The following is a 24,159-nucleotide window of genomic DNA, read 5'->3' on the forward strand; positions in this document are numbered from 1 at the left end:
CGGCCGCCGCTGACAGAGGACCCGCTGCCCCCCACCCGTCGCGGGCTCGGGACGGGGCCCTGCAGCGGGGCCGGAGATCCCGCCTACCGTGGAACACATGTCCAGCCCTGCGGAGCGGTACGCGGCCGCACGGCGGCGCACCGCCCATCCCACGCTCGCCGAGTTCACCGCCTCGCTCGGCTTCTCGCTGGACCCCTTCCAGGTCGAGGCGTGCGAGGCCCTCGACGAGGGCGCCGGGGTGCTGGTGTGCGCGCCGACCGGTGCCGGCAAGACCGTCGTCGGCGAGTTCGCCGTCCACAAGGCGCTGGCCGAGGGGCGCAAGGCGTTCTACACGACGCCGATCAAGGCGCTGTCCAACCAGAAGTACAACGACCTGGTCGACCGCTACGGCGAGCAGCAGGTCGGGCTGCTCACCGGCGACAACGCCATCAACGGCGACGCGCCCGTGGTCGTGATGACCACCGAGGTGCTGCGGAACATGCTCTACGCCGAGTCCCCGGCGATCGCGGGCCTGGGCTACGTGGTCATGGACGAGGTGCACTACCTCGCCGACCGGTTCCGCGGCGCGGTCTGGGAAGAGGTGATAATCCACCTGCCCGAGTCGGTGCAGCTGGTGTCCCTCTCCGCGACGGTGTCCAATGCCGAGGAGTTCGGCGAATGGCTGGAGACGGTGCGCGGCGAGACGAAGATCATCGTCTCCGAGCACCGGCCGGTCCCGCTCTGGCAGCATGTGCTCGCCGCGGGCAAGCTCTACGACCTGTATGCGGGCGCTGACCCGCACGAGGCGGACGTCGCGCGAGTCAACCCGGAGCTGGTGCGCTTCGCCCGCGAGGAGGAGCGCTTCGGCTTCGCGCCCCGGGGCGGTGGGAGGGGAAACAATTCAACGCCGGGTGGACGGCCTGGTTCCTCCTTCGGAGGCGGCCGCGGCGGGCGCCCGCGCCGCGTTCCGCCGCCGCCGAGCCGCGTCGACGTCATAGAGCGGCTCGACGCGGCCGGGCTGCTGCCCGCGATCACCTTCATCTTCTCCCGGGCCGGCTGCGACGCGGCGGTGCAGCAGTTCCTGCGTTCCGGAGTTCGCCTGCTGACCGACGAGCAGCGCACCAAGGTGCGGGCGCACGTTTCGGCCCGATGCGCCGACCTACCAGCCGAGGATCTCAATGTCCTGGGATATCACGACTTCGCCGACGGCCTTGAACGCGGCGTCGCGGCGCACCACGCCGGGATGCTGCCGACTTTCAAGGAGATCGTCGAGGAGCTGTTCGCGGCCGGGCTGGTCAAGGCGGTGTTCGCGACCGAGACCCTGGCGCTCGGCATCAACATGCCCGCCCGCAGCGTGGTGCTGGAAGCGCTGGTCAAGTGGAACGGCGAGTTCCACGCCGACATCACGCCGGGCGAGTACACCCAGCTGACCGGCCGGGCCGGTCGCCGCGGCATCGACATCGAGGGCCACGCGGTCGTGGTCTGGCGTCCTGGCCTCGATCCGCGCGCGCTGGCCGGCCTGGCCTCGACCCGCACCTATCCGCTGCGCTCGTCGTTCAAGCCCTCGTACAACATGGCGGTCAACCTGGTCGGCCAGGTCGGCAAGGTGCGCGCCCGCGCCCTGCTGGAAAGCTCCTTCGCGCAATTCCAGGCGGACAAGGCGGTGGTTGGCCTTACCCGCCAGCTGCGCCGCAACCAGGAGGCCCTGGAGGGCTACCGCGAGGCGATGACCTGTCACCTCGGCGACTTCGAGGACTACATGGGCCTGCGCCGGGCGCTGTCCGACCGGGAGGCCGAGCTTTCCCGGCAGGGCGCGACGCAGCGCCGCGCGGCCGCGGCCTCGGCCCTCGAGGCGCTCAAGACCGGGGACATCATCGTGGTTCCGGCCGGGCGCAAGGCCGGTCTCGCCGTGGTGCTTGATCCGGGACTCGACGCGGGGCGCGACGGCCCGAGACCGCGGGTGCTGACCGCCGAGCGGCAGGTCGTCACGCTCTCGATGCTCGACTTCCCGGTGCCGGTCGAGCCGAGCGGCTGGATGCGCATCCCGAAGACGTTCAATCACAAGTCGCCGCAGGCCCGCCGCGACCTGGCCGCGACCTTGCGCAGCAAGGCCGGTTTGGGTGAGGGCGAGAAGCCGGAGCGGCCGCGCCGCGAACGGTCGACGGCCGCCGATGACGGCGAGATCGCCCGGCTGCGCAAAGCCCTGCGCGCGCACCCGTGCCACGGCTGCGAGGACCGTGAGAACCACGCGCGCTGGGCCGAGCGCCACTCCCGGCTTGAGCGGGAGACCGAGGGGCTGGACAAGCGCGTCAAGGGCCGTACTCACTCGATCGCGCGCACCTTCGACCGGGTGTGCTCAGTGCTCACCGTTCTTGGCTACCTCGACGGTGAGCGGGTCACCGCGGAGGGCAGGCGGCTGGCCCGTATCTACTCGGAACTGGACCTGCTGGCCGCCGAGTGCCTGCGTGAGCGGGTGTGGGACGGCCTGACCCCGGCGGAGCTCGCCTCGGCGGTCTCGCTACTGGTGTACGAGGCGCGAAGTGCGGAGGATTACGGCCCGCCCCGGCTGCCGAAGGGCAAGGCGCACGAGGCGATCGAGCGCACCGTGCGGCTGTGGCTGACCCTGCACGACCTTGAGGGCGACTACTCGGTGGACTTCCAGCGCGAGCCGGACGCCGGCTTCGCGTGGGCGGCGTATCAGTGGGCGACCGGTCACCGGCTGGACACGGTGCTCGAAGACGTCGGCCTGCCGGCCGGCGACTTCGTGCGCTGGTGCAAGCAGCTGATCGACCTACTCGGCCAGCTCGCCGACGCGGCCGCGACCATGGCGGCGCAGAGCCCGGACTCGGCCCGGATCCGCGAGACCGCGCACGCCGCCGTGGACCTGCTGCGTCGCGGCGTCGTGGCGTACTCGTCGGTGGGCTGACGCTCCGGCGAACTTCGGCGGGTTACGCACGCACTCCAGACACGGCTGAGCCGGGCCGCTTACGCGACCCGGCTCAGCTGCTCCCTCCTGCTCTCCCTCCCTCTTCCTCGCGCGGCGGCGAACCCCCGGCCGTTACGAGACTGTGATCATCATGAAGACACGCCGCGCCTGCTCTGCTTGCGCTGCTGCGGCCTGCGCCGGTACAGCAGTGACGCGCAGAGCACGATCAACGCACCGGCCAGCGCCCAGAACACCCGCGAGTTCATGATGCTGAACCCCGCGCTCGCCATCGGGTCGGGTCCGGCCAGCGCGCTGTTCGGGTTCTTCGATCCGGCGACGTAGGTGTGCTCGAACCCGGCGACGCTGATCGGCGTGCTGGTCACCGCGGCGAGCGGCTTGACCCCGGCCGCGGTGCCGCCGCCGTTCCCGGTGCCTGCGGCGCCGTTCGCGGACGAGTTGTCACCGCCGCTGGTGCCGGATTGGCCGTTCTGCTGAGCGGATCCGCCGGAACCGGCGCTGCCGCCGGTGCCCGAACTCGCCGAGGCGATCGGACCGGCCGAGCTATGATTCGCGCCCTGAGCCGCACCGCTACCGGTGCCGGTAGTCGCGGTCACCGTCACCGTCACCGTTACCGGCGGCACTCCCTGGCTCGACGTCGCGGCAGGCGGCGTCGTGACCTGAGCCGCGGGCGTGCTGCTCTGCGCCGGAGGCGGCGGCGCGGTGAACATTGTCGGGCTGGCGCTCGGGCTCGGACCGGTGCCGCCGGCCGAAGCGCTCGGCGTCGCGGACGTTCCCGCCCCGGCGCTCGCGCTCGCGCCGGCAGCCATGCTCGCGCTCGCGCTGGGGCTCGGCGTGCCGCCGGTGGTGACCCGGTCGAAGGTCGCGTCCACGACCAGGCCGGCGCCGTTCATCTTCAGATGCACCGGGTTACGCATGTGCAGCAGTTGCTGGCAGCCGAGGTTCGTGTACGACTGCTGAAGCCGCATCGCCAGGAAGCTGAACAGGTTCGAGGCCGCGCCGGTGTCAGGCGAGACGGTCGTGTTCGTCAGGGTCCGATCCAGCTTCGTGCGCGTCACGCCGATCGTGCGCAGATTCGTGCAGTAATCCGCTGCCGAGCCGGGTACCTGCGCGAGCGGCGGCTGGTCCACTCCGGCGCGGTACAGGTCAGTCTTCTGATCGTTCTGCGCGCCCTGATTGTCCAGCACCATCGGGTCGTTGAGCGGCACGATCGCGACCGGCGCGGCCTGGTCGGCGGCCGCCTGCAGCTCGTTCAGGCCCAGCGCGGTGGCGGCGAATCCGCCGTTCGCCAGGTCCGGCGCCGTGAACGGCGTGCAGCCGAGGGCCGGGTCGACGAAGTGGTCGACCAGCAGGTTGTCGCTGCCGTTTGCCACCACATTCGGCGCCTTGCCGCGCAGCTGCTTCGTGGCGCTCTGGGTGTTCTGCGCGGTGCGGCCATCGGCCAGGGCGAGGTACGTGGTGGTCACGTTGTCGCTCTGGTCCTGGTCCACGATGCCGAATTCACGCGTCGTCGGGCAGGGCAGCTTGTCCGCGGCGGTGCCGATCGGCGGGATCTTGAGCTTGCCCTGGGTGACCGCGCTCTGCGCCGCGGTGAAGAGGGCTGGCGCGTTGCAGTAGGCGAACTGGCCGAACGGCGAGCCGTCCAAGCCGTTGACGCAGGAGCCGTCCTGCACGCCGTTGCCACGCAGCGTGAGTATGTTGCCGTTGAAGCCGAACCAGAGCGCGACGATCGCGTTCGCGGGCAGCGTCGGCACCACCGGTGCGACGGCCGGTTCGGTACCCCGGTCGATGACCAGCGGGTCGTAGACCGACAGCTGGCCGCTCGCGGGGTCGAGCACGAGCCCTTGCACGAAGGCCGCGGTGCCCGGGTCGGCCTCGTGGCACGCCTGGCCGTTGAAGCCGGACAGCTCGTAGGGCGTCGCGAGGCCCTGCGCTGTCAACGGCTGGTCCGGCACTTTCAGCGCGCAGGTGACAGCCGGCGGCGTGGCCGCGGCGGGCGCGTTGGGTGCGGCGAAGGCGGCCACTGCGCCGCCAATCGCCATGGCGAGGGCCAGCGGCCCGGCCTTGGCGAGCCGGCCGGAGAAGCGCGGCCGGGTGTTGTCGTCCACCGGCGCGCGACGGCGGCCGGGGGTGCGCGGGTTCCCGGCACCGCGCCGGGAAGGCCGCTCTGTGCCGCGGGTCACCATGCCGTTGAGGTTCGAGGCGGTGGCGACGTGGGTAGCGCTAGCAGTGTCGGCGGGATAGCCGGAGCCGGTAAGAGGGTATCCGGACTCGTCGATGCCGAGCTCAGAACCGTGACTGTGACTGAAGTCCTGGCCGTAGTCGTCGGGGGTGAACCCGGCGCGGCGTTTGCCCGTGTACTGATTCGCGCCGTGCTTGTTCAGGCCGTGCTGATTCGGACCGGGTTGATCCGAGTGGTGCGGTTGTGCGCCGTATTGATTCATTCCACGCTGATTCGTGTTGGCGAGACCATGACCTGTGAGGGAGGGCATGTCGCTGAACTCACCGCCGTGTTGCGCGGCGCTCCGGCCTCCGGATCGGTCGGCCGGCGTGCGTTTGTGCCCAGACATGGTGTAACCCCTTGCGGTTCGGCGCCCGCCGGCGGCAGTCAAGACTCTGCAACCGCCGCGGTCGCTTTTGGCGTCCCTACCTTGCCAGGCCGAACGCTTGGGGCAACAGGCTTTCCAAGAAAATATTACGTTCGAATAACCTTGCCGCCGAGCTGCGAAATCGCACTTTTCCGGGCGGCTGCGGACGAACAGGTCGACACCGGTCACGCGAATTAATTGGCCACTCACGCCGCGTGACGTCACGTCAGAAGCGGATCGGGGTTCCGCGGCGGCAGTTCTGCTGACCGAAGGCGTCGGGGTCCTTCGGAGCTATGCCCGCCCCTCGCCGAGGTACACCACTCGGGGGAAGATCATGGCGTCGCGGCCTTCGAACGTGCGTACTCGGCCGGCCGGTCAGGCGTAACAAAGCCCTGAAAAGCACAAGGCGAGGAGTTGCATACTCCTCGCCACTCTTAATGTATAGCGCACCCCGGGTCTTGCGGCAAGGACCCGGGGGTGGCGCACAATCATCCTCCGAGGCCGAGACCTGCGGAAATCCGGGCTTTTGGAAATACGTGTGCCGGTATCAACGTGTGGGTCGCACGGCCGGCTGGGAATCAAACTCATGGGGGTTTTGTGTTCGACGTGATCATCGCCGGCGGCGGGCCGGCCGGCTTGATGCTGGCGGGCGAGCTGCGGCTGCACGACGTGCAGGTGCTCGTGCTGGAAAAGGAGCCGGAGCCGGTCAAATTCGTCCGCTCGCTTGGGCTGCACGTGCGCAGCATCGAGATTATGGACCAGCGCGGATTGCTGGAGCGGTTTCTCGCGCTCGGCACGCAGCATCCGCTCGGTGGCGGCTACGGTTTCTTCGCCGGGATCGCGAAACCGTCTCCTGATCGGCTGGACACCGCGCACGGATACGTCCTCGGCATCCCGCAGAACATCACCGACCGGCTGCTGGAGGAGCACGCTGTCGAGGTCGGCACCGAGATCCGGCGCGGCAGCGAGCTGGTCGGGCTGAGCCAGGACGACGACGGGGTGACCGCCGAGCTGGCCGATGGCACGCGGCTGCGTGCACGCTACCTCGTCGGCTGTGACGGCGGCCGCAGCACGGTGCGCAAGCTGCTCGGCGTCGGATTCCCCGGCGAGCCGAGCACGGTCGAAACGCTGCTGGGCGAGATGGAGCTGACCGCGCCGCCGGAGACGCTGGCCGCGGTTATGGCCGAAGTGCGCAAGACCCAGCTGCGATTCGGCGCCATGCCTGTCGAGCACGGGGCGTACCGCGTCCTGGTGCCTGCGCAGGGGGTGGCTGAGGATCGCGCGGTGCCGCCGACCTTCGAGGAGTTCAAGCAGCAGCTGCGAGCGACCGCCGGTACCGACTTCGGCGCGCACTCGCCGCGTTGGCTCTCCCGCTTCGGTGACGCCACGCGGCTGGCCGAGCGGTTCCGGGTGGGCCGAGTGCTGCTGGCCGGCGACGCGGCGCACATTCACCCGCCGACCGGCGGGCAGGGCCTCAATCTCGGCGTGCAAGACGCGTTCAACCTCGGCTGGAAGCTGGCCGCCTCGATCGCTGGCTGGGCGCCGGAGGGGCTGCTGGACAGCTACGAGCGCGAACGGCGTCCGGTGGCCGCCGATGTGCTGGACAACACCCGCGCGCAGATGCTGCTGTTGTCCACCGAGCCGGGTCCGCTTGCGGTACGCCGGCTGTTGACGGAACTGGCGGACTTCGAGGAGGTGAACCGGTACCTCGTCGAGAAGATCATCGCGATCGGGATCCGGTACGACTTCGGCGAGGGGCACCCTCTGCTCGGCCGGCGGCTGCGGGACGTGCGGCTCAAGAATGGCCACCTCTACGGTCTGATGCATGGCGGCCGCGGGCTCCTGCTCGACCAGACCGGCCGGCTTTCGGTGGCGGGCTGGGCGGATCGGGTCGATCACGTAGCAAAGGCCAGTGCGGAGCTGGACGCGCCGGCGGTGCTGCTGCGGCCGGACGGGCACGTCGCGTGGGTCGGCGACGATCAGCAGGACCTGCTCAGCGCGCTGCCGAAGTGGTTTGGCGAGCCGGTCGTCGGCTAAGCAGCCGAACCGCGCCATCGAGCGCAGCCGCGTCGTAGTAGGGATCTGCGACGCGGTTGTCGCGAGGCGATGATGCCGTGTCAGATGGCGGTGCCGTCTTAGCCGTCACGGCGTTTCCGACGTACAGCGGTTAGATGTACAGCGCGTGTTAGATATACAGCCCGGTGGAGATCGGCTCGGACATCACGGGGGCTTCGCCAGTGTTCCCGTCGCTATTCGCCCCGCTTTCGGCGCGCGCCTTGAGCGCGTATAGCTCCGCGAGTGTCGCGGACGGGCCCACCAGACCATCCTCGGCGCCGAGCCACTTCGCCGCCTCGTCGCGCGGGATCGGGCCGACCTCGATCTGCGCGAGGCAGCGGCCGGGCCGGACCACCGCGGGGTGCAGGCGGCCGAGCTCCTCGTTGGTGGTGATCGCCACCAGCACGTTCTGGCCCTGGCCGAGTAGCCCGTCGGTCAGGTTCAGCAGCCGGGAGAGCGCCTGCCCCGCGGATTGCTTGGCTCCGCCGCGCACCAGCTCGTCGCAGTCCTCGAGGATGAGCAGCCGCCACTTTCGCCGATCCGCGTTCGGGCCGCGGCCACTCTCCGCGCCCATCATGACCTGGAGCAGGTAGCCGGGGCTGCCGAGCAGCCGTTCCGGGTCCAAGACGCAGTCGATCTTGCACCAGCGCTGCCAAGCCAGGCCGAGCGCGCGCAGCGCCGTGGTCTTTCCGGTGCCGGGTGGGCCGTGCAGCAGGATCAGCCTGCCGTTGACGTCCTGTGGAGTGGTCGCCATGACGCGCTCCAGCTGCGCCGCGACCGCGCCGGCGTAGTTGCGGCGCACCTCGGCCCACTTGGGTGCCTCGATCGCCCGGACCTGGCGCTGCGCGTTGGGCCCGGCCAGGTGCCAGAAACCCATGCGTACCGCGTCGTCCTTGCGCTTGACCTTTTTGGCGACCAGTTCGACCGCGCGCTGCGCCACTTCGCGGGCGAGATCGGCGGAGGTCGCCGTGACCGTCGCTTCACCGTTGCCGTTGAACCAGCGGCTGAGCTCCAGCGTCCACCCGTCGCCCACCACGACCCTGACCGCGAAGTTCTTCTGCTCGATACTGCGCAGCAGCAGCCCGCCTTCGGGCAGAGCCCACTCGCCCTTCTTGAAGGCGGGGATCGTGACGGCGTGCGCGTACGGCTCGCGGCCGTCGGCGAAGGCGGCGTACGCGAGGTACGCGGCGATGTTGTTCAGTCCGCCGTTCTCGGTGGTCAGGCCCCAGCTCAGCCACCGCGTGCTGGGTTCGGGGACGTGCGGCGGCGTGGGCGCCGGGTCTTCGGGCAGCGCGATCTTTTCAGCGGCGGGTGAGATCGTTTCGTGTGCGATGATCCTCTCGGGCGCGATGGTCATGACCTGATTATCAGGGTTCGGATGGGTAGCGGTCCAATGATTTTCCCTGATCCCGGGCGTCATAGCCGGACCCGGCGCTCACTCGCCGCCGAGCGTGAGATCTTCGAGATCGAGCATGCGCTGCAGCTTGCGCCGGGTGCGGTCGGTGATTGTTCCCGCGGCGTGCAGCTGGTCGAGTTCGCCCTGCTCGATCTCGATCAGGTCGCGGCGCATCAGCCGGTACGCGGTGACGATCGCCGGGGTCTCGCCCAGGTCGGCCGCGTCGGCGGTGTACGCAAGCCGCGTGTCGTACTCGGAGCGCAGCCGCTCGATCACCGCGGGCGGCGCGGCATCACTGTCCGCCAGCTCCTCCAGCCGGGCCAGCGCCGCCTGGGCGAGCTGGATGCGGGCGGTGGTGTCCTCCTGATGCAGCGCCCCGGGCGTCACCGCGACCCCCGCCCACTTCACCATCGGGGCGAGCGTGAATCCCTGGACCAGCAAGGTGATCACGACCGTCCCGATCACCAGCACCAGCAGCAGGCCGCGGTCCGGCAACGGGTTGCCGTTGTCGGCGGTCAACGGGATCGAGAGCGCGGCCGCCAACGGGACGACGCCGCGGGTGCCGGACCAGGAGATGACGACCGGCACCCGGAATGAGAGCCGCTGCTCGCCTGGCCCGGCCTTTCTGCCGAGGCGCGCGCCGCCGCGCAGCTGGGCGGCCGCGGAGAGCGGAAAGACGCCGAGGAAGCGGGTGGCCACCAGGGTCGCGGTGATCGCGAGCACGGGCAGAACCCATCGCTGGTCCCGCGACGGCAGATCGCGCACCAGCGCTGGCAGTTCGAGCCCGATGAGGCCGAAAACGGTGGATTCGAGCAGGAAGATAAGCGTCTCGTAGACCGCGTGGCGCTGAATGCGGGTGTGCGAGTTGGTCACCTTCGTCGCCTGCGTGCCAAGGATGACCGCGGCGACGACGACGGCGGTGACGCCCGAGGTTCCGAGGGCCTCACCGATCACATATGCGGCGTACGGCGTGACGAGTGAGATGACGGTGTCGACCAAGGGATCTTCGACGCGGCGGCGCACCAACCGTGCCGCTGCGGCGACGGCCGCGCCGAGCCCGGCTCCGCCGCCTGCAAGTTTCACGAACTCCAAGGTGATGTGTCCGGCGGACATCGCGCCGCCCGCGACCGCCACCGAGATCGCGACTTTGAACAGCAGCAGCGAGGTCGCGTCGTTGAACAGCGACTCGGCCTGCACCAGCGTCTGCATGCGCGGCGGCAGAAAGAGGCGGCGGGCCAGCGCGGTCACCGCCACCGGGTCGGTGGAGGCCAGGATCGCGCCGAGCACGAAGGCGAGCGCCGGCCGCAGGGGCGTCATCGCGGCCGCCACCAGCGCGACCGCGAAAGCCGATACCAGCACCAGCCCGACCGCGAGGATCGCCACCGGCCGCCATACCGCGCGCAGGTCCCGCACTGAAAGTTCCTCGCCGGAGGCGTAGAGCAGCGGCGGCAGCACGACGAGGCTGATCACTTCGGGGGAGATGCGCACGTCCGGAACGCCGGGCAGAAGTCCCGCCACGACGCCGGCCGCGACGAGCAGCGAGGGCGCGGGGATGGCGAGCCGGTTGGCGAACGCGGCGACGACGGTCGCCACGGCCACCAGAAGCAGCACCGTCTCGACGCTCCGCACGCCTCCTCCTCACCCGCCTCCGCGGTCACTGAATGCGATCACGATATCGGTGCGGAAGCGTTCGGGTACGCGACGTGTCGGAGTGCGCGCACGGCCGATGTTCAGGTGTGATTGTCAAGTCGCGCTGAGTGAAACATTGGTCTAGACCTTGACGTTTGCCAAAAGGTAGCGCAGAGTGACCAATGACGGAGTTGGCAAAACAGCGATCGAGTGCGGCGATCAACTGAGGCGAAACAGAGGTGATCGGCCGTGCGGCGCGAAGCCCGCCGTCTGGCCCGTCGGATGCTCACCGCGGTCGGGCCGAACCTGACCACGTACGTCCCAGACCGTGCCCGATGGATCATGCCGGGACCGTTGGATCGACTCGTCATCACCACCCTGCCCGGCCCGACGGCCGTCGCCGACGCGCGCCGGCTCACCATGCGCACCCTCGACCGCTGGGGCCTGACCGAACGGTCCGCCGATGCCGCGGTCGTGGTGAGCGAACTGGCCGGCAACGCTTTCCGGCACGGACGCGGACCGGTGCGGCTGGTGCTGCGTTGCGAGCACTCGCTCCTCGGCCCCGCTGCCGCCTGCACGGTGCGTGATGCCGGACGCTGGACCGGCGCACAGATACCGGATCGGGCCGCGGTTGAGGCGGCGAGCTGTGAAGAAGGTGGTCGCGGGCTCTACATAGCCCGTGAGTTGGCCGACTCGCTGACTGTGCGGGCGACCCGGTACCGACCCGGCACCGCGGTGACGGCGACGTTCGTCACGCGGGGAATCGCATAGCAGGTTGCGCGCGGCGCGTAGCAGGCCGGTAAGAGGTCTGGCTCGCGCTGGCAGGTCCGAGCGGATCCACGGCGGCGGGGATCGTGGAAGGCAGGGTGTGGAGCCGGGTGTGAGCCCGGTTGACGGAGAGTTGAATGCGTACGGAGCTGCCGACTCCGGACGTAGCGCCGGCGGCGACCGTGTACGAGCCGGGCGCCGGGGTGGCGGCGGGAGAGAGGGCAGTCAGGCCCAGGGCCGGCTGAGCGGCCGAATAAGAGATCGTATGAGCCGAGGAAGCTGCGCCGGTAGCGGTGATCGTCATGGCTATGACTCTCACGGACGATCTTGAATTCCGGGTGAGAGCGGCGGCAGAGCCGGGTGATTCTTCCATCGCGGATTTCCGCGGCCCGGCGCGGCTTCACCTGCGGCGGCGTGGGCGGCCCGGATCGGTCAGTACCACCTGGCGCGAACGCCCTGTACCTTGAAGAGGTGAGTATCTTCTTCGAGTTGTTCAGCCCGGGCAGCGGTCATCGCACCGAGGAGCTGCGCCGGTTGGAGAACACGCGCGAGGAGGAAGCTCAGGGCGCACCTGGGCGCGGGCCCATCGACTTGAACTCCGGCACGGTCCTGATCCGCATGCCGACGACGCAGCCCGAAGACGCCGCTGCCGAAGACTCGGTTCTCGAAGACGCTGCGCCTGAAGGCTTTGTGCCAACTGCCGATTGCGGCGACGCCGCCGCCTCCGAGGAGGACGACGGCGTCTGACCGCACGTGCCGCGCTACGCGGTCGCGGTAACCAGTTCCGGGGTGTTGGCGGGGGAGAGGGCCAGGCTCAGCACCTCGCGCACATCCGAAACCAGGTGGATCTCCAGCGCCTCGCGCACCTCGGCCGGCACATCGTCGAGGTCGGGCTCGTTGCGCTTGGGCAGCAGCACCGTGCTCGCTCCGGCTCGCTGTGCGGCCAACAGCTTCTGCTTGACCCCGCCGATCGGCAGCACCCGGCCGGTCAGCGACACCTCGCCGGTCATCGCCACCTCCGCGCGCACCGGCCGCCCGGAAAGCAGCGAACCCAGCGCCGTCACCATCGTCACGCCCGCGCTCGGGCCGTCCTTCGGGACCGCGCCCGCGGGCACGTGGACGTGCACGCCGCGTTCCTTCAGGTCGCCGACCGGCAGCTCCAGTTCCGCGCCGTGCGAGCGCAGGTAGGACAGCGCGATCTGCGCCGACTCCTTCATCACGTCGCCGAGCTGGCCGGTCAGGCTGACGCCGGTCGAACCGGTCTCCGGGTCGGCCAGCGAGGCCTCGACGAACAGCACCTCGCCGCCCGCGCCGGTCACCGCGAGGCCGGTCGCCACGCCCGGCACCGCCGTGCGCTCGGCCGTCTCCGGGGTGTGCCGCGGCCGCCCGACGTAGTCGCGCAGGCTCTCGGGGCCGACCGTCACCGGCAGCGCCAGGCCATCGGTCGCGGTCTTGGCCGCCACCTTGCGCAGGACCCGTGCGATCGCGCGCTCCAGATCACGCACTCCGGCCTCGCGGGTGTACTCGGCGGCCAGGCGGCGCAGCGCCGCGTCCTCGAAGTCCACCTCGTCGGTGCTCAGGCCGGCCCGGTCGAGCTGACGGCGCAACAGGTGGTCGCGGGCGATGACGACCTTCTCGTCCTCGGTGTAGCCGTCGAGCCGCACCAGCTCCATCCGGTCCAGTAGTGGTCCGGGGATGGATTCGAGCACGTTCGCGGTCGCGAGGAACACCACGTCCGACAGGTCCAGGTCGACCTCGAGGTAGTGGTCGCGGAAGGTGTGGTTCTGCGCCGGGTCGAGCACTTCCAGCAGCGCGGCGGTCGGGTCACCCCGGTAGTCCGCGCCCACCTTGTCGATCTCGTCGAGCAGGATGACCGGGTTCATCGTCCCGGCCTCCTTGACCGCGCGCACGATCCGGCCGGGCAGCGCGCCGACGTAGGTACGCCGGTGCCCTCGGATCTCGGCCTCGTCCCGCACGCCGCCGAGAGCGACGCGGGTGAACTTGCGGCCCATCGCGCGGGCCACCGACTCGCCGAGCGAGGTCTTGCCGACTCCGGGCGGGCCGACCAGCGCGAGCACGGCGCCGGAGCGGCGGCCCTCGACGACGCCGAGGCCGCGGTCCGCGCGGCGCTTGCGCACGGCCAGGTACTCGACGATGCGTTCCTTGACATCATCGAGGCCTGAGTGGTCGGCGTCCAGAATGGCTCGCGCGGCCGGGATGTCGTAAGCATCCTCGGTGCGCTCGTTCCACGGCAGTTCGAGGACGGTGTCCAGCCAGGTGCGGATCCAGCCGGCATCCGGGGCCTGCTCGCCGCCGCGCTCGAGCTTGTCGACCTCCTTCAAGGCCGCCTCGTGCACCTTCTCGGGCAGGTTCGCGGTCTCGACCCGGGCGCGGTAGTCGTCCTTCTCGTCGGCTGGGCGGCCGTCCAGCTCGGCCAGTTCCTTGCGGATGGCCTCCAGCTGACGGCGCAGCAGGAACTCGCGCTGCTGCTTCTCCATGCCCTCGTTGACGTCGTTGCGGATCGTCTCGGCGACCTCAAGCTCGGCCAGGTGCTCACGGGCCCAGGCCAGCACGATCTCCAGCCGCTCGGCCGGGTCGGCGGTCTCCAGCAGCGAGGTCTTCTGCTCCAGCGTCAGGTACGGGGCGTACCCCGCGGAGTCGGCCAGCGCGGAGGGGTCCTTGAGCTGCCGGATGACGTCGACGACCTGGAACGCGCCGCGGTGCTGGAGGATCTTGACCGCGATCTCGCGGTAGGTCTCGGCCAGTTCGCGGGTGCGGTCGGTGGCGGCGGGCTCGGGCAGGACCTCGGCCTGCACCCAGAGCGCCGCGCCGGGTCCGGTGGTGCCGCGGCCGATCTTGGCGCGGTGGGTGCCGCGCACGACGGCGACGGGCTGGCCGCCGCGCAGCCGGCCGGTCTGTTCGACGACGGCGAGGGTGCCGTAGGCCGCATATTTTCCGTCTGGGCGCGGGACGAGTAGTAATTCGGGGGAGTCGGAGCGCTCGGCGCGGGCCGCGTCCACGGCGGCGCTCACCTCGCGGTCGTTCAGGTCGAGCGGCACGACCATGCCGGGGAGCACCACCGCGTCGTCGAGGGGCAGGACGGGCAGGGCTCGGGTGGTCGGAGCGAGGGCCATCGGGAACTCCTAGCTTCGCGAGGTTGAGTCTGATCAGCTCAACTTCGGCCGGGGTCGGAGTGTTCCGGGTGGCTGTTCGCTCTCAGCGAGCAGCCGGCTGCGTGCTGATGGCGTCGTTGATCTGCTCGGCCAGCCGGATGTCCGCCATGGTGACCTTGTCGCCCGCGTCGTGGGTGCTGAGGGTGAAGGTCAGGGTGCGCCACCTGATGTCGATGTCAGGGTGGTGGCGGGCCTGCTCGGCCAGTACGGCGACGACGTTGACCAGGTGGATTGCGCCAGGGAAGTCATCGGCCTGGTATACCCGCCGGATCGTGTCTCCCTCTCGGGTCCAGCCCTCCAGGCTGCCGAGCAGGTGCTCGACGGTGCGGTGGTCGAGCGGGGCGCGCTCTGCCATGAATGTCTCCTCGGCTGGAGTGGCTGGGACTTGCGGTTAGGGCTCAGCGATCTGGCTGGTTTGTTGGCCGGGGTCGGGACTCTCGCCTGGTCGCGGTAATACGACCGCTACCCCGTGCCTGGCGCCCCATCCGCGCGCGTGCGCGATCCGGGCCGGGATGGCGGGGTGGGTGCCGAGCCAGAGTTGCGCCAGCGGATGCGGATCGAGGTCTGAGATGCTCTGCACCGCGAGGTTGCGCCAGGTGGCCACGACGGCGGCCGGGTCACGGGTCAGGTCGAGGGCGTACTGATCGGCGCGAGCCTCCACCCGGCGGCTGTACGCGTTGAACAGCGGCGCACTGAGCGCGCCGAGCACGGTCCCGACCGCCATGATCAGCGGCAGCGTGCGCGGGTCGGCGACGGCGGGCGTCCCGGCGGCGTCGAGCAAGGCGCGCCAGTGCACCGCGGCGGCCAGCAGCAGCGTTCCGGCGATCATGCCGAGCGCGCTGACCGCGGTGCCGGTGATGACGTCGCGCCGGGCGGCGTGGCCCAGTTCGTGCGCGGTGATCGCGGCGACCTGCTCCGGCGTAGCCTGCTTGACCGTTGTATCCCACACCACGATCCGGCGGGTCTTGCCCATCCCGGACACGTAGGCGTTCATCGAGTTGGTGCGGCGCGAGGCATCGCTGACCAGGATGTCGCGCACGGATACGCCGGTCTGCGCGGCCACCTGCATCAGCCGCTCGCGCAGGGGCCCTTCTTCCATCGGCCGAAACCGGTTGAACAAGGGCTCGAAGACGACGGGCACGAGGAAGGAAAGCACGAAAACCAGCCCGGCGGCCGCCGCGCAGGCCGGGATCCACCAGGTACCCGGCAGCGCCCGGATCAGCGCGAACAACCCGATGCTGACCGCGTCGAGCAGGAGGGCGCCGATCAGGAAGCCCTTAGCGGCATCGGTCCAGAACAGCCGCCACGACCGATTGGACAGACCCCAAGCGCGGTTCACTGTCTCCATACGGGCGCTGATCGGCAGGCCGAGGAGCGTCAGCACCAGGTCGAGCGCCACCGCGCCGAGCGCCGCGGAGGCGAGCCAGCCGCCGCCGGCGAGCGATCCGGCGCCGTGCACCAGCTGCGCGCCGAGCCGGGTGAATCCGAGCACGCACATGGCCGCGAAGCCGAGTCCGGCCGAGGCCAGGCGCAGCGGCAGGGTGGCGCGCTTGCGGCGGCGCGAGCGCTCGATCTGCGGTTCGGTGAAGTCCTCAAGCAGGGCCTGCGTGGTCACGCAGTTCATTGTGTGCCACTGCGGGCTGCTGCGGCGGCAGGATGCCGCTGGAGGCGCGGCGCAGCGGTCGCCGCGTGACGGCGCGCGACCCGTCGCCAAACTTACTGGTCGGTAGTAACATCCGCGCCATGGCGGACGTGCCCCTCAATGACGTGCCCCTCAATGACGTGCCCCTCGATGACGCGGGGTTTTCCAACGAGACTGACCGCGCCTTCGACTACGACGTGCTGGTGATCGGCTCGGGTTTCGGCGGCTCGGTGACCGCGCTGCGGCTGACCGAGAAGGGTTACCGGGTCGGCGTGCTGGAGGCCGGCCGGCGCTTCGCGGACCACGAGTTCGCGAAGAACTCCTGGCACCTGAAGGACTTCCTGTTCGCCCCCGGGCTCGGCCTGACCGGAATCCAGCGCATCCACCGCCTGGACAATGCGCTGATCCTGGCTGGGGCGGGCGTCGGCGGCGGCTCGCTCGTGTACGCCAACACGCTCTACAAGCCGCCGCGCGCGTTCTTCGAGGACGCGCAGTGGCGCGGCATCACCGACTGGGAGCAGGAACTCGACCCGTACTACGACCAGGCGCGCCGCATGCTCGGCGTGGTCACGTACCACCGCATGACTCCTGCCGACGAGGAACTGCGGTTCGTCGCGGACCAGATGGGCGTTGGCGCTACCTACCATCAGGCACCGGTCGGGGTGTTCTTCGGCAGCAACGGTGAGGCGCCGGGGACCACGGTCGCGGACCCCTACTTCGGCGGGGCCGGCCCGGCCCGGCGCACCTGCACCGACTGCGGCGAGTGTATGACCGGCTGTCGGCACAACGCCAAGAACACACTGGTGAAGAACTACCTGCACCTCGCCGAGCACAACGGCGCCGAGATCCACCCGCTGACCACGGTCGTCGAGGTCGTACCGCTCGATGGTGGTGGTTACCGCGTCGTCGCGCGCCCGACCACAGGCAGGCGTCGCAGCGCACGTAAGGCACGTAAGACGTTCACCGCTCAGCATGTGGTGTTCTCGGCGGGCGCGTACAACACACAGCGGCTTCTGCACACGCTGCGCATCACGGGCAAGCTGCCCGCCCTCTCCACCACCCTAGGCGAGTTAACGCGCACGAACTCTGAGGCGTTGCTCGGGGCGTCGGCGCGCGACGACCGCAAGGATTTCACCGAGGGCGTGGCGATCACCTCGTCTATCCATCCCGACGAGAACACGCACATCGAGCCGGTGCGGTACGGAAAGGGCAGCAACGCGATGGGGTTGCTGCGCGCGCCGCTCACCGATGGTGGCGGTCGGATACCGCGCGCCATCAAAGCCCTCGGCGAGATGCTGCGGCATCCGACACAGGTCCCGGTGCTCTTCACCACGCGTAAGTTCGCGGAGCGCAGCGTGATCCTGCTGGTGATGCAGTCGCTCGACAACTCGCTGACGGTCTATCCGGAGCGCACTCGGACCGGCCGGGTGAAGATCCGCAGCAAGCAGGGGCATGGTGAGCCGAATCCCGGCTGGATTCCCGCCGCGAACCAAGCCGCGCGGCTGATGGCCGAGAACATCGGCGGCGTTCCCGGCGGCACGGTCGGCGACCTGTTCGGCATGCCGATGACCGCGCACATCCTCGGCGGCGCGGTGATCGGCGCGGGGCCGGATCGTGGCGTCATCGATCCTTACCATCGCGTCTTCGGGTACGAGGGTCTGCACGTCGTCGACGGCGCGGCAGTGCCGGCGAACCTCGGGGTGAACCCGTCGCTCACGATTACGGCGCTGGCTGAGCGCGCGATGTCGTTCTGGCCCAACAAGGGTGAAGCCGATCGGCGGCCGCAGGTCGGCGCGGCGTATCGACGCATGGATCCGGTAGCGCCGCACCGCCCGGCCGTTCCGGAGTCCGCGCCCGGAGCGCTGCGGCTGCCGATCGTCGGCGTGTCCTGACACGTCGATACACGTCGATGTGTTGAAGAACGGCGGCGCACCGCCGCCGTTCAGCGCGGCACGTAGTCGCCTTCAGAGGCGGGCGGCGCGACGGTGTCGCTGAGCCGGAATGCGTACTCGGTGGTGTCGTGCTTGCGCAGGTGCTCAAGTCGAGCCCGGGCTTCAGCGACCGTCGGCCGATGTCCGGCGGGCACCCACCACAACGCCGTGACCGCCTCGTCCAGCCGCTCGAACCACTCGCGCCGCCGTCGCAGATAGGCGCGGTGCTCGTCGCTGTACACGAAGGCGCGCAGCGTCTCGGCCGAGGTCCAGACCGTGAGATTCACCAGGATCCAGTCGTCGTCGAACGGCCGGAACGAGGTCGCGTCGCCGTCGTTGTCCTGGAGCCGCCAGACGAATCCGGGCGCCGCGTCCCCGAGCGCGTTGATCGGTTCGAGCCCTGCGACGAAGTCGGCCAGTTGCGCCGAGTCCAGCGGCGCGAGCAGTCGCGCGATGTTGACTTCCGCGAGTTCGTATCCACGTTTTTCTTGCGCACTGTTTTCTTGCGTACCGTCTTCCTGCATCCCGTCTGCCATGAGGCCAAGCTAACCGGCGTCGCGTTTGTACGCGCGCAGTTTCCCGGCCCACGGCCGACCGAGAGACCACAGGTTCGAGTGCTGGTTCGAAACGCTACAGGTCCATGGCCCAGAACTGCTCGCGCGCTCCGCTGCCCAGCGTGTCCTCGTCGCTCTCCTCGACGAGCTCGAAGCCAGACTTCGCGTAGATCCGGGCCGCGTCGCGCTGAAGTTCGGTGGTGAACAGCACGATGCGCCGGTATCCGGCCTGCCGGGCGAATCGCACGCACTCCTCGACGAGTCGCGCGCCGATGCCCAAACCTCGCGCGCTCGGCTCCAGCAGCAGGAGACGCAGCTGCGCGGTTTCCTCATCCCGCTTCACGCAGAAGATCGAGCCGACCGGCGCGCCTGCCACCTCAGCGATCCAGGCGTTCTCGCGCTGTGGATCGTGCTTTTCCACGTAGTCGGCAACGACACGCGCGCAGTAGGCCTCGAATGTAGGTCCCCAGCCGAGTTCTCGGGCGTACAACGCACCGTGCCTGCTGATCACCCAGCCGTAGTCGCCCGGACGGGCCGGCCGCAGCAGGTAGGCGTCGCGGCGTGGAGCCGAACCGAGCAGGTCGCGGATGGTGGCCATGGCTGTGGTGAGGCGCTGCACCTCTTCACTTGTCAGCGGCTTGAGCAGCGCCTGAACCTGATCGTTCGAACGCTGGTCCAGCAGCGCGGATGCCTGCTCGCCGGCCGCGGTCAGCGTGACGGTCTGCCGTCGCGCGTCCGTCTGCGAGGTTCGGCGCGTCACCAGTGCGTCGGACTCGAGCTTGGCCAGGATCCGGCTGAGATAGCCCGCATCGAGGTCGAGCGCGCGGCGCAGGTCCGCACTGTCCGCGCTGCCGCGCTGATGCAGCTCGAAGATGATCCTCGCCTCGGCCATGGAGTACGGGGTGTCGAGCAGTCCTTCCCGTAACACGCTGAGCTGGGCGGTATAGAACCGGGTGAAGGCACGCACAGCGGTCACCGGGTCTGCGCTCATCGCCATCGTTGACTCCCGCAAAGTTATCCTTTGACTTAGTCAACGATTGCACGGCGGCGGCATCCTGTCGAGACCCTTAGGTCGCCGAGCGCGCCGAGTACGCGGTCAAAGCTCGAGCCATCCGTGCCCGACGTGCCAGTGTCCGCCAGCTCGCAGGTGATCGACGACGGCGCGTTGCAGGCTGCTGTGACGCGGCAACGCGTCCAACGGCGCCTCCGGGTCGCCGAACACGAACCCGATCGTCCCGCGGTCGAACTCCTCCGGCGAGACATAGGCGGTGTGGAACCGGCTCTGGAAACGCACGATGTTCGACTCGGCCGGCAGTCGCTCGCGCAGCTGCGGATCGAGCAGCCAGGAGTGGCACGTGGCGATGGCGTAGTGCTCCCCGGGATAACAGCGGGCGAAGAATGCGCGGGCGCGCTCCAGCGAGCGGTCGCAGGCCACCGGCGTGAGCGGACCGTAGTGGTCCGGGATGTGCAGGCCGAGGGTCGCACTACCAGGGCCGTGCGGCAGTCCGGCCTGCGCGATCGCGTTTCCGGTGCGGCCACCGAGCGTGGCGCGCTGGAACTGCAACCGCCCGAGTTGGTAAAGCTCGCCGCGCAGATGCAGCGCGGGCCACCACGGATGGAGCATGCCGCCGACGCCATATCGCGTGCGGTGCCTCGACATGTTGCGACCGATATCCGCGAGCGTGCGGCGGGAGATCTCGGCTGGAACCCCGAGGCTGCGATGGTGGTCAAGGGTGTGCGGCACCGTCGCCACGTACGCGAACACGTAGAAGTACCGGCCAAGCGAACCCCACGACTTGGGTAGATCGGGCGCCTGCACCGAGTGCCCGATCGTCCCGATGCGGCAGGCCAGCGACCGGGCGACCCGTTCCAGCAGCCACTGGACCTCGGCGTTTCGCGCGACCTGAACGCGCAAGGCGACCAGCTCGTTAATGTCTTCGTGCGGGACGGCCAGGTCGAGCAGGACCTCGGGCAGGTCGTCTGCGTCGGGAAGCGCGACGTCGAGTTCCGGCTGGTCCTCGGCCTCGAGGTCTCGCAGCCAGCGGTCGAGTGTCCGGTCCGAGCGCAGCGATTCGAGCATCGCTCCATGATTCAACATCTGGACGGCGCGCAGGTGTATCTGAACCTTCGCGTTGGGATGATCTGGAGAACGCGGGTTAGTTTCAGCAGAAGGAGAGCCCATGCCACGGGCCGAGGCCAACGGCATCGAACTCGAATACGACACCTTCGGCGCGCCGCAGAACCGGCCGCTGTTGCTGATCATGGGTCTGGGTACCCAGATGACAGCGTGGGAGCCGGGGTTCTGCGCGATGCTCGCCGAGCGCGGTTATTACGTGATCCGGTTCGACAACCGGGACATCGGCCTGTCCACGCAGTTCGACCAGATGCCCGAGCCCGACCTGCTCGCCATCCTCAGCGGCGATCCGCGTACCGCGCCGTACTTCCTCGCGGACATGGCCGACGACGCCGCCGGACTGCTCGACGCCCTCGGTATCGAAAAGGCGCACATAGTCGGCGCTTCGATGGGCGGGATGATCGCGCAGGAGTTGGCGATCAGGCACAGCGAGCGCGTCCTGTCGCTGTGCTCGATCATGTCGACGACCGGGGACCACGCGGTCGGCCAGCCCTCCCCGGACGCCATGGCTGTCCTGATGGCGCCGCGCGCAGTGGATCGGGCGGAGGCGATCGAGCGCACAGTCATTGTGCAGCGCGTCATCGGCTCGAAGACGCCCGAATACGAGGTGACGGACCAGGTGCGGTACGACCGCGCCGTTGCTGCGTACGACCGTGCGTATAGGCCGGACGGCGGCAACCGGCAGCTAGCTGCCATAGCCGCCTCGCCTGACCGCACCGACGCGCTCGCCACGTTGAAGCTGCCCGTCGTCGTCATCCACGGCGATCAAGACCCTTTGGTGAACATCAGCGGCGGACGTGCGACTGCGGCAGCGATCCCAGGAGCCGAGCTGGTCATCATTCCCGGGATGGCGCACGATCTGCCGGAACCGCTGTGGCCCGCGCTTGCTGACCTCATCGTGGCCAACGCCGCGAAGGCGGACAACTGACTGACCGCGATCCGGCGTCTGGCAGACTCGATCATCGTGACAACCTTCAGCCCGCTCGAATCGGCCCGGTGGTTCGCGAGTCTGCCGAAGCTGGCGCTGTCCGCCAACGCGGTGCTGCGCGACGCGCAGGGGCGAGTTGCGCTCGTGCGAAACACTTACCGGCCCGGTTGGTCGCTGCCGGGCGGCGTGGTGGACGACAACGAGCCGCCGGCCGCGGCCTGCGTGCGTGAGCTTGCCGAGGAACTGGGCTACGTGGTCGGGCGGATCGGGCCGCTGCTCGCGGTGCAGTGGGCGCAGCGGGCGAACGGCAGCCCGCTGCAATTCCTGAGCCTCACCTTCGACGCGGGCGTATGCCAGGAGCCTGAGCTGTTGGTAGCGCAGCCGGAGGAGATCGCCGAGATCGGATTCTTCGACCTCGGCGATCTTCCGGAGGGAACGCGCCCGTTCATCGCGCACCGGCTCGCCGCGATCCACGAAGCGCCCGGCACCGTGGTCTATCTCGAGGAGACCTGGCCGGCGAACGGCGCCAGCCCCATCTGAGCGGCTCATCTGAGCGGCCCTGTCTGAGCGGCGCCGGGTTCGTCGCGCCGCCAGATTTGCGCTGTTGCGTCGCTTATCGGTTGTTGTTCACCGACGGGTCAAGCAGCCCGCGCTCGGCGAGGTAATCGCGCAGCGGGAAGCGGTCCTCGCCAAGGCCCCAGTACGAGATGGCGTCCTGGCCGCCGCCGAGCAGCTGCTGCTGAATCGGGGTCAGCTCGTCCCACCACGGGTGTTGCGGTGTGATGACCCGGTCCTCATGCGGCGCGATCCACCGGTACGTCCATCCGACGAATAGCACGCGCCGGGTGATCTGCGAATAGTTATCGGATCGGCCGTGGTAGATCCGCCGGTCGAAGATCACCACGTCGCCGCGGTTCGGGCACACCTCGATCGCGCCCTTCGGATCCTCGAACTCCAGTTCTGGCTGTTCGGGGCGGGCCAGCCTGCTGGTCTTGTGCGTGCCTGGAATGCACATGAAGTTGCCGCGGCCGGGCTGCGAGGCGTCGGAAAGCCAGAACGAGGTGCGGATCGACAGCAGCGGGCGCACCGGCTCGGTCTCGATCTCCAGGTTCTGCCGGCCGCCGTCCTGATGCCAGCGCCACACCTTCGGCCGCCGCCGCGTGATCGGCGGATGCACGTCCAGATGGTGGTGATAGGCGTGAATGTTCCAACCCAGAATTCCCCAAACCAGCGGGAAGACCGTCGGCAGCTCCAGCAACTCCAGGAACGTCTTGTCGCGGTGCAGGAATCCCATCAGGTGCAGGCTGCGGTCATCCGGGCGCAGACCTCCGGCCGCCTTCTCCTGGGCGTAGACCCGGTCCATCGCCTCATCGAGCCTGACCAGCAGCTCCTCGGGGATCGCATCGCGAACGATGAAGTAACCGTCCCGATCGAACGCAGCCCGCTGCTGCTCGGAAATGCGTACCCCGAACCCAGTGCCGTTGAAAATCGTGGTACTCAATGTCCCTCCCGCGTGTGACAACCCCGGTGACTGACTTACTGACTCCTCGAGCCGCCGGTTTGGGTGCGCGGTCCGGTTCGCGATGCGCTCTACGCGAACATCGTTGCCGCCACCGCGCGCACGATCGAGGATGGCGGGGTGCGAATCCTCATCCTCGGCGGCAGCCGCTTCCTCGGTCGGGCCTTCGCGGCCGAAGCCCTCGACGCCGGCCACGACGTCACGGTGTTCAACCGCGGCCGCTCCGGTCCGGATCTGCCGGGCGTGACCGCCATCCGCGGCGACCGGGAGAACCCCGCGGCCCTCGACCGGTTGGTCGCCGAGGGAACGGCGGCCGAGCCGTGGGACGCGGTCGTGGACACCTCCGGCTACGTCCCGAAGATCGTCGGTGAGGGCGCGGCCGCGCTCGCCGGGGCGGCCGGCGCCTACCTGTTCATTTCCAGCGCCTCAGCGTTCGCCGACTTCCCCGCCCGGCCGCTCAGCGCGGCCTCGCCGTTGTTCGACTGCCCGGCGGACGCGACCGAGGGCGAGTACGGGCCGCTCAAGGCGGGTTGCGAGCGCGCGATCCGCGCGAACTTCCCCGGCAGGGTGCTGATTCACTATCCGGGGATCATCCTCGGCCCGCACGAGACTTCAGGTCGCCTGACCTGGTGGCTTTCCCGCATCGCGCGCGGCGGCGAGGTGCTGGCCCCAGGTGATCCGCGGCGCGAGATCCAGTTGATCGACGCCCGCGACATCGCCCGGTTCGGCCTGCACTGCCTTGAGACGGGAAGCACGCAGCCGTTCTTGCTCGCCGGGCCGAAGGGCCACACCACCTTCGGCGACTGGCTTGCCGCATGCGCGCAGACGACCGGCTCGGACGCTCGCTTCGTCTGGGCGCCTGACGACGTGCTGACGGGGCACGAGGTCCAGGTTTGGTCCGGTCTGCCGCTGTGGAGCC

General features: G+C 69.5%; 19 protein-coding genes. 8 read left to right on the forward strand and 11 right to left on the reverse strand.

All coding sequences use genetic code 11. The features are described 5' to 3' along the window. Positions 1 to 97 precede the first annotated feature (97 nt). The gene (locus VN779_RS14725; protein WP_325723539.1) at positions 98 to 2,905 is read left to right on the forward strand and encodes a DEAD/DEAH box helicase; all 2,808 of its coding nucleotides are present in this window, start codon (positions 98 to 100) and stop codon (positions 2,903 to 2,905) included. A gap of 149 nt (positions 2,906 to 3,054) precedes the next feature. Here VN779_RS14725 and VN779_RS14730 read toward each other — a convergent pair whose 3' ends face one another. Then, positions 3,055 to 5,367, reverse strand: coding sequence for a hypothetical protein (locus tag VN779_RS14730; protein WP_325723541.1), 2,313 nt, complete (start codon positions 5,365 to 5,367; stop codon positions 3,055 to 3,057). 741 nt (positions 5,368 to 6,108) lie between these two features. On the opposite strand from VN779_RS14730, the gene rox reads away from it, so the two are divergent. Then, positions 6,109 to 7,548, forward strand: coding sequence for a rifampin monooxygenase (gene rox, locus VN779_RS14735; RefSeq protein ID WP_325723543.1), 1,440 nt, complete (start codon positions 6,109 to 6,111; stop codon positions 7,546 to 7,548). Positions 7,549 to 7,696: 148 nt separating this feature from the next. Here the strand turns inward: rox and VN779_RS14740 are convergent, their stop codons facing one another. Both VN779_RS14740 and VN779_RS14745 read right to left on the reverse strand, forming a co-directional pair. Next, the gene (locus VN779_RS14740) at positions 7,697 to 8,923 is read right to left on the reverse strand and encodes a DUF5925 domain-containing protein (protein ID WP_325723545.1); all 1,227 of its coding nucleotides are present in this window, start codon (positions 8,921 to 8,923) and stop codon (positions 7,697 to 7,699) included. Between the two features lie 78 nt (positions 8,924 to 9,001). Then, complete coding sequence (locus tag VN779_RS14745) at positions 9,002 to 10,591, reverse strand: Na+/H+ antiporter (RefSeq protein ID WP_325723547.1); 1,590 nt, start codon at positions 10,589 to 10,591, stop codon at positions 9,002 to 9,004. Between the two features lie 249 nt (positions 10,592 to 10,840). Here VN779_RS14745 and VN779_RS14750 point away from each other — a divergent pair, with 249 nt between their 5' ends. Beyond that, complete coding sequence (locus VN779_RS14750) at positions 10,841 to 11,362, forward strand: ATP-binding protein (RefSeq protein WP_325723549.1); 522 nt, start codon at positions 10,841 to 10,843, stop codon at positions 11,360 to 11,362. On the opposite strand, the gene VN779_RS14755 is transcribed toward VN779_RS14750, so the two are convergent. Beyond that, positions 11,343 to 11,663 carry a hypothetical protein gene (locus VN779_RS14755; protein WP_325723551.1) on the reverse strand — a complete coding sequence of 107 codons (321 nt, stop codon included), beginning with the start codon at positions 11,661 to 11,663 and terminating at the stop codon, positions 11,343 to 11,345. The genes VN779_RS14750 and VN779_RS14755 overlap by 20 nt on opposite strands. 167 nt (positions 11,664 to 11,830) lie before the next feature. Here VN779_RS14755 and VN779_RS14760 point away from each other — a divergent pair, with 167 nt between their 5' ends. Further along, complete coding sequence (locus VN779_RS14760; RefSeq protein ID WP_325723552.1) at positions 11,831 to 12,106, forward strand: DUF6191 domain-containing protein; 276 nt, start codon at positions 11,831 to 11,833, stop codon at positions 12,104 to 12,106. Positions 12,107 to 12,120: 14 nt separating this feature from the next. Here the strand turns inward: VN779_RS14760 and lon are convergent, their stop codons facing one another. From lon to VN779_RS14775, 3 genes are all read right to left on the reverse strand, one after another. Further along, entirely contained in the window at positions 12,121 to 14,493 is a 2,373-nt protein-coding gene (gene lon / locus VN779_RS14765; protein WP_325723554.1) for an endopeptidase La, read from the reverse strand. An 82-nt stretch (positions 14,494 to 14,575) separates the two neighbouring features. Next, a complete protein-coding gene (locus VN779_RS14770) occupies positions 14,576 to 14,887 on the reverse strand; it encodes a 4a-hydroxytetrahydrobiopterin dehydratase (protein ID WP_325723556.1) in 312 nt (103 codons plus the stop codon). Between the two features lie 36 nt (positions 14,888 to 14,923). Next, positions 14,924 to 16,147, reverse strand: a complete 1,224-nt coding sequence (locus VN779_RS14775) for a M48 family metallopeptidase (protein WP_325723558.1) — start codon at positions 16,145 to 16,147, stop codon at positions 14,924 to 14,926. A gap of 128 nt (positions 16,148 to 16,275) precedes the next feature. On the opposite strand from VN779_RS14775, the gene VN779_RS14780 reads away from it, so the two are divergent. Continuing rightward, a complete protein-coding gene (locus VN779_RS14780; RefSeq protein ID WP_325723560.1) occupies positions 16,276 to 18,066 on the forward strand; it encodes a GMC family oxidoreductase in 1,791 nt (596 codons plus the stop codon). Between the two features lie 50 nt (positions 18,067 to 18,116). On the opposite strand, the gene VN779_RS14785 is transcribed toward VN779_RS14780, so the two are convergent. The 3 genes from VN779_RS14785 to VN779_RS14795 all read right to left on the reverse strand — a co-directional run bounded on the left by VN779_RS14785 (position 18,117) and on the right by VN779_RS14795 (position 20,739). Next, the gene (locus VN779_RS14785; protein ID WP_325723562.1) at positions 18,117 to 18,641 is read right to left on the reverse strand and encodes a DUF3291 domain-containing protein; all 525 of its coding nucleotides are present in this window, start codon (positions 18,639 to 18,641) and stop codon (positions 18,117 to 18,119) included. A 94-nt stretch (positions 18,642 to 18,735) separates the two neighbouring features. Beyond that, positions 18,736 to 19,656, reverse strand: a complete 921-nt coding sequence (locus VN779_RS14790) for a bifunctional helix-turn-helix transcriptional regulator/GNAT family N-acetyltransferase (RefSeq protein ID WP_325723564.1) — start codon at positions 19,654 to 19,656, stop codon at positions 18,736 to 18,738. A gap of 99 nt (positions 19,657 to 19,755) precedes the next feature. Beyond that, on the reverse strand, positions 19,756 to 20,739 hold the full coding sequence (locus tag VN779_RS14795; RefSeq protein ID WP_325723566.1) for an acyltransferase domain-containing protein: 984 nt from the start codon (positions 20,737 to 20,739) through the stop codon (positions 19,756 to 19,758). Positions 20,740 to 20,839: 100 nt separating this feature from the next. Here VN779_RS14795 and VN779_RS14800 point away from each other — a divergent pair, with 100 nt between their 5' ends. Beyond that, a complete protein-coding gene (locus tag VN779_RS14800) occupies positions 20,840 to 21,721 on the forward strand; it encodes an alpha/beta hydrolase (RefSeq protein WP_325723568.1) in 882 nt (293 codons plus the stop codon). A 36-nt stretch (positions 21,722 to 21,757) separates the two neighbouring features. Further along, entirely contained in the window at positions 21,758 to 22,261 is a 504-nt protein-coding gene (locus VN779_RS14805; protein ID WP_325723570.1) for an NUDIX hydrolase, read from the forward strand. Positions 22,262 to 22,334: 73 nt separating this feature from the next. Here the strand turns inward: VN779_RS14805 and VN779_RS14810 are convergent, their stop codons facing one another. Then, entirely contained in the window at positions 22,335 to 23,222 is an 888-nt protein-coding gene (locus tag VN779_RS14810; protein ID WP_325723572.1) for a phytanoyl-CoA dioxygenase family protein, read from the reverse strand. 63 nt (positions 23,223 to 23,285) lie between these two features. Here VN779_RS14810 and VN779_RS14815 point away from each other — a divergent pair. Beyond that, positions 23,286 to 24,159 (forward strand): NAD-dependent epimerase/dehydratase family protein (locus VN779_RS14815; RefSeq protein WP_325723574.1); only part of this gene is annotated, 874 nt, incomplete at its 3' end.

The organism is Actinocrinis sp., assembly GCF_035605935.1.
GTDB lineage: Bacteria > Actinomycetota > Actinomycetes > Streptomycetales > Catenulisporaceae > Actinocrinis.